Source organism: Sphingorhabdus sp., assembly GCF_046596595.1.
Lineage (GTDB): Bacteria > Pseudomonadota > Alphaproteobacteria > Sphingomonadales > Sphingomonadaceae > Sphingorhabdus_B.
In genome coordinates this window covers 1-7,227 of sequence record NZ_JBKJMB010000034.1, presented here as the reverse complement: position 1 = coordinate 7,227, position 7,227 = coordinate 1, and the positions used below count along the sequence as shown (strand labels likewise).

The following is a 7,227-nucleotide window of genomic DNA, read 5'->3' as shown; positions in this document are numbered from 1 at the left end:
AAAAAAGCTTGCTGACGTGGGCGATGGCGAATGGAATGTGCGTCAGCTAACCGCGTTGTTGCAAGCTACCGTTAGCGGAAAGGCGCAAATCGATGTGTACGAAATGGACCTTGTGCGCCCTGACAAGAGCACATTACGCCTTTTGATTAACGCCCATACGCTCGATTATTTTGAAGCCGAGAGCATCCGTGTCGTCTTGGCAATAACCGATGTGACGGCGCAGCGACTGGCCGATAGGCTCCGCGACGACCTTGTGCGTGAAAAGCAGCTGTTGTTGCATGAAATTCAACACCGCGTTGCCAACAGCCTTCAAATTATCGCCAGCTTATTGCTGCAAAGCGCACGAAAGGTTCAATCGAGCGAAACCCGCGAACATCTGCGCGATGCCCATAACCGCGTGATGTCGATCGCCATGTTGCAAAAGCATTTGTCGTCAACAGCGATTGAGGATGTCGCCCTCAACAACTACTTTAAAGACTTGTGCACTAGCATTGGTGCATCGATGATCGGCGATCCGAAGCGATTGGTGCTCACATCTGAAGTTGATGACAGCGTTGTCGATCCCGATACCTCGGTCAGCCTTGGGCTGGTGGTCACTGAATTGGTCATCAACGCGCTGAAGCACGCATTTCCGGGGCGGACCCAGCATGGCACCATTAAAGTTGGTTTTAAGTCGGATGAAAATTCATGGACGCTGGTTGTGGCAGATGACGGCATTGGTATGCCGAAGGATGAAGAGGATCGTAAACCTGGCCTAGGTACAGGTATTGTGGAGGCGCTGGCCAGCCAGTTGGGGGCTGTTGTCATGGTTTCGGATATGGCGCCTGGCACCAAGGTCTCGGTGGTTCGTACCGCGTAGCCGCAACGCTGGCTTTTCGTGCGCAACGCAACTATACGCGCGCCTATCATGCAGATTCCCGGACATATCGACCCCGTAGTCACGCCGCGCGCGATCACGCCGCGCAGTGACGGACGTATCGACCTGATGGGGCTCAGCCATCTTCAAATTAGGCAATTGTTCGAAGAATCCCAGTTGGACGAAAAGGCCGCCAAGCTGCGTTCGAAGCAGGTGTTTCATTGGATTTACCACCGCGGCGTGACCGATTTCGAGGCAATGACCGACATATCCAAGACCATGCGTCCTTGGCTCGCGGACCGTTTTGTGATTGGCCGGCCCGAGATTGTCGAGGCGCAGGTGTCATCCGACGGCACGCGCAAATGGCTTTTGCGCACGGATGATGCGCAGGATTATGAGATGGTGTTCATTCCCGACGCGGATCGTGGCACTTTGTGTATCTCAAGCCAGGTTGGATGCACGCTGAACTGCCGCTTCTGCCACACGGGCACGATGCGTCTGGTGCGCAACCTGACCCCGGGTGAGATCGTGGGGCAGGTCATGCTCGCGCGCGATGCACTCGGTGAATGGCCAAAAGGCAACATGGCCTTCGCGGCGGCCGATGAGGACGAGGACGACGATGTCGGCCATTATACCGCCGACGGACGCATGCTGACCAACATTGTCCTGATGGGCATGGGCGAACCTTTGTATAATTTCGACAATGTCCGCGATGCGATCAAAATCGTCATGCACGGCGATGGCCTTGGCCTCTCGCGCCGCCGCATTACGTTGTCGACATCAGGTGTCGTGCCAATGATGGCGCGCGCGGGCGAAGAGATTAATGTCAACCTTGCCGTCTCGTTGCATGCGGTTACCAAAGAGGTCCGCGACGAACTCGTCCCCCTTAACCGCAAATATGGCATCGACGAATTGCTGCGGGCGTGTGCCGAATATCCCGGCGTAAGCAACGCGCGGCGGATTACATTTGAATATGTGATGTTGAAGGACAAGAACGACAGCGACGAGGACGCGCGCGCCTTGGTGAGCCTGATCCGTCAGTATAAGCTGCCCGCGAAGGTCAATCTCATCCCGTTCAACCCATGGCCCGGGGCGACCTATGAATGTTCCGACCCCGAACGGATCAAGCGTTTTTCCAGCATTATATTCGAAGCCGGGATTAGCGCGCCTGTCCGCACCCCGCGCGGCCGCGACATCATGGCTGCCTGTGGGCAGCTTAAATCCTCGAGCGAAAGGAAAAGCCGTGCCGAACTTGACCGCCTCGCCGAGGAAAAACAGGCGGCCCTAGGGTAAGCGCATGAGCTTTTCGTATTGGCGCTATCCTACGCGGCGTTTTTCGGTCGATGGACTGTCGTTCAGTGTCTCCAGCCGCGCGCGCAGTGATGGTTTGCACTCAACCTTATGCATGATCGGCGTTGAGCAAAGCTCTGATCAAACGCCGGTTTTTGGTCCGGAATCGGTTCGTAACCATCTTTTGCATAGCCGCCTTCCAGATGGACGCATGCTTGAGGTTGAGCTTGGCTATATGGGACTTTGGACCACAGGCATCGTTGCCCGCGTTGATGGTGTCCTCGTATATGAAAGCCACATGGGGCGCGTTCCTGCCTATCCCGAAAAATACCAAGAAGCCGCCGTACAGCACAGCAGTTTGGGTGAACCCATAAAGGCGAAGCAAGACGCCCAAGGCATGAGCGGCGGCGTATTTTCGCGCCAGAATCGGCTTCCTTTTGCGATTGATGTGGCAACAGGGTTGTTGTTCTATTTCGTGGCAAAATTCACCGATTTGCAGACCGCTGCCGTGCTTGGCATCATCATAGGTTTTGGCCTCGTGTTGTTCCAGCGCATTACAAAAATTGATGTAACGGGCGGCCTTGCCCTGTTTGGCATATTGATGCTGTGCATTTCGGCGGGGCTCGCTTTGTGGTTGAATGACGATGAATGGATTAAGCTGCGCGGGACGATAACGGGGCTTATCGCAGCCAGCTTTTTCATCATCGATGGCCTGCGCGGTGGCCCGTATATCGGCAAGGGACTGGCCCGCTATATGCCTTATACGGACATCGATGCCGGCCGTTTTGCAATCGTTATGGGCGTGATTGGTCTGTTCATGGCCGGGCTGAATTACGGCGCAGCCAAATTGCTGACGACCGATAACTGGTTATTTTACAAGACCTTCGTCGACAACTTCATTGTCATTGGTCTTGTCATGCTTGCCTTCCGATTTATTCGAAAGAAACCAATAGCCTAAGGCATGTGCCACTCAGGCAAAAATGGCCACCGATTGCACACCGGTGAGCACAGCCTCGCCCTTGCTGTTCCAGACCGTCATATATTGGCTGCTGGCGCCAGTGGCAGCGTGGTGCGTCTCGCTTGATAGATACCACCACCCGTTTTCAGTGGTCGGCCGTTCAGTGAGCATGTTGATCTGCCAGTTCATCGAACTCACCATGCCCTTTTGAGTCATCAATCCCATCGCCGAAGGCGGAAGCGCATCGCCAATGCAAATCAGTTCGGCGATATGGTCCAGACCTTCGTGCTCGGTTAGCCGGTGCCAGCTTGCGAGCCGGTTCGTGGCCAATCCAAGCTCAAGCCTTTTGTCGGGATATTGCATATGGCCGGTAAAGAATTCTGGCGGGCCACTGCGGGCGGTGTCGGCACCGGGAATCGGCGGAAAAACGGGAGCCGGGATGTTCGCATAATCGAGATGGCTGTCTCGGCGGTTCATGAAAATGAAATTGCAAGCAAGCCCAACGCCGTCTGCGCCTTCGATGCTGGCCTGAATGAAAGCGGTGTTTTTGCCGCGCCGCATGATATACGCTTTGACCTCTACTTCGCCCGCCAGTGGTCCGACAAAAGCAATCTGCGCAGATTGCAGCGGGGGCAAGTCATCCGCCGCCATCTTCGCCGCCTGATACGCCAGTACGGAGCTTAAGCCGCCATAAGCTGTGCGTCCTTGATGCCAGCTTGGGGGGATGGAGATTTTATGGGACGTGGCGCCCGGGACGATTTGCGCGAGGAGTGATGCAAGATTCATTCGGCTGGCTTAGCGAGCGAAAATCAAAGCCGCAAGCCGCAGACCAAATGGCTCTTGCGTTCCAACGCTTTGCGTGTTGAACCTCAGTTTGTTGCCAAACGGGGGTATTTTCGATTTACAACTGGATCGACAATTTGCTGCAAGACGGGAAGGCTATTCCGCCCGACACCATGTCGGCAAGCCTTGCTGTCCGGATTTTGCGCGCTGCGGTCGCAGAGGGTGGAGACAAGCGCGAGATTTTGTCTGCGGTCGGACTTGATGAGTCAAGGCTCCGCAATCCGCTGAGCCGAATTTCATGGCCGGTGGCCTTGCGGTTTTTTAAAATATTGCAAACGCATTTGCACGACCCGGCTGTGCATTTGCGGCTCGGCGACAAATCCGTCACGCAAAGTTTCTCTGACATCGGGTACGCTACGCGACTGGAAACAGATCTCGCGTCAATTATCAAGGCGAACATCCAGCTTCAGCCGCTGCGACAAAATATGGTGCGCACTACATTTCAATCGACCGGACAGCCGCCCTATTTTTTGTGGGAATATTCGCCTGACGTTGTCCAGGAGTATGCGACTTTTGTCGAATTTTCCGTCGCAAGTTTCGCGCGGTTGTCACGGCAGGTTCTGGATGAAGCACCTTTGCTTCGGTCGTTGCATTTTCAGCACCAGCCACAATTTGACTTGGCAGTGTATGAGAGCACCTTTGGCTGTCCGGTGCAATTTGGCATGTCTCAGACCCGCTTGGAAATTGCCGGGCGACAGGTTTTCCGCCCGTCGCCCTTTGCCAATCAGGCGCTCTTTGATGCGGCATCCGGACGGTATGAATTCCCTGCCAAATGGATGATGGAAGGCAAAACCCATTTGGCCTTCAGCTATTTCTACCTGACCAGCGAACTGGACAAATCGCCGCCAACGCTTGACCGGATGGCCGCGTCCTTTGGGTTAAGCGAGCGGACGTTGCGGCGGAAGCTTGTGGACGAAGGCCTGTCCTTCCGCGATCTGCTTGACCGTGTCCGACAAGATATGTGCCGCTTATATTTCATGGAAGACTCTCGCTCGTTGGGAGAAATTGCCTTGTTACTGGGCTATAGCGACCTCAGTGCATTCACCCGGGCGTATAAGAAATGGACGGGTAAACCGCCAAGCCGCCGTACATTACCGGATGAAGGGATTTGACCCGCCACAGTCCCGGCACTGGGATGATCGCACTGTTGAGAACATCATGTAAAGCCTTGGGCACTGAAGGCAATTGAAGCTTGGGCGCGAATATCGTCCGAACGGACTGGAAAAGACCTGAAAAAATCCGCCTTGGTTAGCTGATCATTTCGGCTGCGGACATCGGCGGCCCATTGGCTTGCGCCCTTTTCATCTCCTGCAAGCGCGTGCGTAACCGAAGCAATCATCGCGATAAGGACATGCGCGCCAGGGGCTCTTGCAGCTTTGTCAGCCCATCGAGCAGCCTCCGCATAATTTTCATCTGTCATGTGCGAAAGTGCGCGCGTAGCCAGCATTGCATAATAGAGTGGGTCCAGCGGACTAAGTCGCATTGCCAAATCGACATTTTCGCGCGCTTTGGAGCCATGACCTGACAATGCTTCCGTCCACGCGCAGGCATAAATGCCCTGAGCATAGTTTGGGCTGATGTTCGTGGACCGCTCAAGCCATCCGCGGGCGTTATCCAAGTCGCCCTTTAGCCAATATGAGCGGCCCATGACGAAATTAACGAACGGATCCAGCGGATCCCGTTCCATTGCGCCGACTGCGAACTTTCGCGCAAGATCTGCCTCTGACGAAACATCATGGGTGTTACGCAGAAAGGCCGTTTGAAAATGCACGAACGACAATCCAGCATAAGCCCGCGCAAACGTAGGGTCTTTGGTGATAGCCAGTTGAAACAGTGACTCAGCTTGGGCGTTGTCTTGCCTGTTGAATCGATACATATGCTGAAGGCCCAAATGATAGACCGACCAAGCGTCAAGGTTGTCGCTCACCCCGAGACGAGCAGTTTCCGCTTCAAATGCAGGGATTGCGATCTCTAGAGCGGTGACGATGCGGGAGCGGATAGCCTCTCGTATATTATGAATATCGTCGATGGGGCCCTGAAAGCGTTCCGCCCAAATCACCCGACCACATTGGCTATCGGTGAGCTCAACCATGATTGAAAGACGCTGCCCGGAAAATTCAACGGTTCCAGTAAGGCAGTAGCGCACGGCGAGCGTTCGAGCGATCGTCTGGGCGTGCTCAGTGCCTGACTGGAACTGGAAGGACGAACCGCGCGCGATGATAGAAAGCCAACGAATGCGCGACAGTTCAGCAATAAGCTCATGCGGCAATGCCTGACCGATCGCGACGAATGGACCAGGATCACCCAGCACTGCAAATGGCAAGATGGCAATTGAAGGCCGACCGGCATATGGCAATTGTGAAATTGCATTGGAGTCAGCGGCAACGGTGGTTGTCACCGTCTTAATCTGAACGTCAGCGACAAATCTGAAGCCGCGCCCGTGGATTGTTTTGATGAGCCGCTGATGGGTTCCGTCATCCCCAAGCGATTGCCGTAGCGATTTGACGCGGCTCGAAACCGCGCTCTCGGATATAAAGCGCCCACCCCAAATCTTGTCGATGATTTCGTCTCTCGACACCAGACGATCGCGATTTTGAAGAAGCAGCGCGAGTAACGCATAAACCTGTGGTTCCAAATGAACCGTGAGACCACGCGATCTCAATTCGGCCTTGGCGAGATCGAGTTCAAAATGATCGAACCGGTAATTCATCAAGAAAAGCTAATCCAAACGCCACAAAGTTGCGAGAAATATTCATGAAACCATCATGCGATCTCCAAGCTTTGCTTTTTTGAGGATGTTAACCCTGATTCATCGGAGCCAAACACTTGGTTTTGCCCCTGACGCTTAGGAGTATTTAATGCATCAACATTCTCATGAACTGCCCGTTTGTCTCGAACACGGTGCCATATGTATCCAAGCACACAATTGGGGTGATCTCAATGTGGCGAGAATACGCTTTCCTGCTGGCGCAGATGCAACGCCGTTGCTTGCGGGGATGACCGATGATTTATGTCAGTGCCCGCACTGGGGAACGGTCGTGAAAGGCTCAATCCATGTTCGCTATGGGGATGGCCGAGAGGAAACCGTGCGCGCAGGCGATGTGTATTACTGGCCGCCTGGACATACCGTTCGTGTCGATGAGGATTACGAGGCGCTGGAGTTTAGCCCCGCGGAGCCGATGACCGAAGTGATTGCACACCTCAACAAGGCGCTCGGCTATTAAACATATCACTGCCCAAGTGAAATATTCCACATTAATGAAGGAGAATACAAATGCCC

At 54.3% G+C, this 7,227-nt stretch carries 7 protein-coding genes; 5 read left to right on the top strand and 2 right to left on the bottom strand.

Features of this window, described 5'->3' with window-relative positions:
- From ACLL9E_RS02955 to ACLL9E_RS02945, 3 genes are all read left to right on the top strand, one after another.
- A partial coding sequence (locus tag ACLL9E_RS02955) for a sensor histidine kinase (protein ID WP_411290251.1) occupies positions 1-859 on the top strand: 859 nt, incomplete at its 5' end.
- A 48-nt stretch (positions 860-907) separates the two neighbouring features.
- Positions 908-2,149 (top strand): 23S rRNA (adenine(2503)-C(2))-methyltransferase RlmN, encoded by a 1,242-nt coding sequence (gene rlmN / locus ACLL9E_RS02950; RefSeq protein WP_411290250.1) that lies wholly within the window; start codon positions 908-910, stop codon positions 2,147-2,149.
- A 4-nt stretch (positions 2,150-2,153) separates the two neighbouring features.
- Entirely contained in the window at positions 2,154-3,104 is a 951-nt protein-coding gene (locus ACLL9E_RS02945; RefSeq protein ID WP_411290249.1) for a septation protein IspZ, read from the top strand.
- 12 nt (positions 3,105-3,116) lie between these two features.
- Here the strand turns inward: ACLL9E_RS02945 and ACLL9E_RS02940 are convergent, their stop codons facing one another.
- The gene (locus tag ACLL9E_RS02940) at positions 3,117-3,890 is read right to left on the bottom strand and encodes a thioesterase family protein (RefSeq protein WP_411290248.1); all 774 of its coding nucleotides are present in this window, start codon (positions 3,888-3,890) and stop codon (positions 3,117-3,119) included.
- A 134-nt stretch (positions 3,891-4,024) separates the two neighbouring features.
- Between ACLL9E_RS02940 and ACLL9E_RS02935 the strand changes: the two genes are divergently transcribed.
- On the top strand, positions 4,025-5,059 hold the full coding sequence (locus tag ACLL9E_RS02935; RefSeq protein ID WP_411290247.1) for an AraC family transcriptional regulator ligand-binding domain-containing protein: 1,035 nt from the start codon (positions 4,025-4,027) through the stop codon (positions 5,057-5,059).
- Between the two features lie 44 nt (positions 5,060-5,103).
- Here ACLL9E_RS02935 and ACLL9E_RS02930 read toward each other — a convergent pair whose 3' ends face one another.
- Positions 5,104-6,657 carry a winged helix-turn-helix domain-containing tetratricopeptide repeat protein gene (locus ACLL9E_RS02930; protein WP_411290246.1) on the bottom strand — a complete coding sequence of 518 codons (1,554 nt, stop codon included), beginning with the start codon at positions 6,655-6,657 and terminating at the stop codon, positions 5,104-5,106.
- Between the two features lie 232 nt (positions 6,658-6,889).
- Between ACLL9E_RS02930 and ACLL9E_RS02925 the strand changes: the two genes are divergently transcribed.
- Positions 6,890-7,171: a hypothetical protein gene (locus tag ACLL9E_RS02925; protein WP_411290245.1), complete on the top strand. Its 282-nt coding sequence runs from the start codon at positions 6,890-6,892 to the stop codon at positions 7,169-7,171.
- Positions 7,172-7,227 lie beyond the last annotated feature (56 nt).